Origin of the sequence: Oscillibacter sp. UBA6647, assembly GCA_002455655.1 — a bacterium.
GTDB lineage: Bacteria > Bacillota > Clostridia > Oscillospirales > Oscillospiraceae > Oscillibacter.
In genome coordinates this window covers 1-1959 of record DKLF01000132.1, presented here as the reverse complement: position 1 = coordinate 1959, position 1959 = coordinate 1, and the positions used below count along the sequence as shown (strand labels likewise).

Sequence of the window (1959 nt, the reverse complement as noted above, 5' to 3'; positions counted from 1 at the left end):
AACGCCGTCCCCGCCAGCGGGGAGGACTGGGACGCGGAGTATGACGACTATATTCTGGCTGTCCATGTTGTAAAGAATGCGGCGGAGGCCATTGAGTTTATCAACGCCCACGGCACCGGCCACTCCGAGTCCATCATTACCAAAAACTATTTTACCGCCCAGCACTTTTTGAACGCGGTGGACGCGGCGGCAGTCTACGTCAACGCCTCCACCCGGTTTACCGACGGGTTTGAATTTGGTCTGGGCGCGGAAATCGGCATCTCCACCCAGAAGATGCATGCCCGGGGTCCCATGGGCTTAGAGGAGCTGACCAGCTCCAAATACGTGATTTACGGAGAGGGCCAGATTCGGGAATAAGCGTTCCTGCCCCGGAGGAACAGTCCGCCGGGGCAGGACGAATGTACGAAAGGTAGGAGCGATATGGCAACTTACGGATTTATCGGCGTTGGAAATATGGGCGGGGCGCTGGCCCGGGCGGTATGCCGCACGGTGGAGCCCGATCAGGTGTTTCTCTCCAACCGCACCATGGCAAAGGCAGAGGCGCTGGCTGAAGAGCTGGGCTGCCGCACGGCGGACGGCGAAGCCGTGGCCGGGAGCGCGGACTTCATCTTTCTGGGCGTGAAGCCCCACATGATGAAAGATCTTTTGGCCGACATCGGCCCGGTTCTTGCCGCGCGGGAGACGCGGTTTATTCTGGTGAGCATGGCGGCAGGCCTGTCCATCGCGGACATTCAGGAATTGGCAGGAGATACCTACCCCGTGATCCGCGTCATGCCCAACACCCCCTGCTCCATCGGCGAGGGGATGACGCTGTATTCCCTCAGCGCCGACGTGTCCGCCGAAGAGGAGCAGGCATTTCTTGCCGACATGGCCGGGGCTGGAAAATTCTTGGCGCTGGAGGAGCGGCTTATCGACGCAGGCAGCGCCGTCTCCGGATGCGGCCCGGCGTTTATCTGCCTGTTTTTAGAGGCTTTGTCGGACGGCGGCGTGGCCTGCGGGCTTCCCCGGGCCACGGCCATAGATCTTGCATCCCAGACGCTGGTTGGAACAGCCCGTTTGCAGCAGGAGAGCGGAAAGCACCCCGGGGCGCTGAAGGACGCAGTGTGCTCCCCCGGCGGGACCACCATTCAGGGCGTTCGCGCACTGGAGAATGGCGGCTTCCGGGCTGCGGCAATGAATGCGGTGATCTCCGCGTATGAGAAGACCGCCGCGCTCAAACAATAAGGTTCTGTTCCATTCATCATTGAAATGACTGTATCTTTATGCGCACGGCAGGCCTTTAAACAAGGCCCGCCGTGCGCTTTACCGTGCTCCCTTTCCAAGCGCAAGTCCGTGTCCTTTTGGCCATTTCCCTCCTCCGTACAGAATTTTTTAAATGCTTTCTTAAATTTGGGAACCTGACAATGCCTTATTTGCTCTAACAGTCAGAGCTCAAATTTGGATCGGCCATCCGGAAAAGGACTTTGTATGTACCCAGATAGTTACACAGAAAGGAACAACCGCCGTGGACAGAGATGATTTTGCTTCCCGCGTCGTCGCGGCAGAGCCCACGCTGTACCGCATTTCCAAGTCCATCCTGAAAAATGACAGCGACTGCGCGGATGCGGTGCAGGAGGCGATTGCGGCGGCATATGGCAAGCTCCCCTCCTTACGGGAGCCAGGTTATTTTAAAACGTGGCTTTGCAGAATCTTGATTCATGAGTGCTACCGTATCTACCGCGCAAACCGAAAAACCGTGTCTCTGGAGGAATATGCACATCTGGAGACAGCCCCGCCTCAGAGCCGGGACCCCGGTCTTTACGCCGCCATCATGGCGCTGCGGGAGGAACTGCGGCTGGTGATTGTGCTGCATTACGTGGAGGGCTTTCAGGTGACGGAGATTGCGCAAATGCTGAAAATTCCGGAGGGGACAGTGAAAAGCCGCCTCTCCCGCGCCCGGACTGCGCTGCGCGCGGCCCT

The 1959-nt window shown here is 58.7% G+C and carries 3 protein-coding genes; all 3 read left to right on the top strand.

Annotation, left to right across the window (positions count from 1 at the left end):
• On the top strand, nucleotides 1–357 hold a 357-nt coding region (locus tag B2W96_RS09740; protein WP_293010098.1), incomplete at its 5' end, for an aldehyde dehydrogenase family protein.
• Between the two features lie 63 nt (nucleotides 358–420).
• Nucleotides 421–1224, top strand: coding sequence for a pyrroline-5-carboxylate reductase (gene proC, locus B2W96_RS09735; RefSeq protein WP_293010097.1), 804 nt, complete (start codon nucleotides 421–423; stop codon nucleotides 1222–1224).
• Nucleotides 1225–1504: 280 nt separating this feature from the next.
• A partial coding sequence (locus tag B2W96_RS09730) for an RNA polymerase sigma factor (protein WP_293010096.1) occupies nucleotides 1505–1959 on the top strand: 455 nt, incomplete at its 3' end.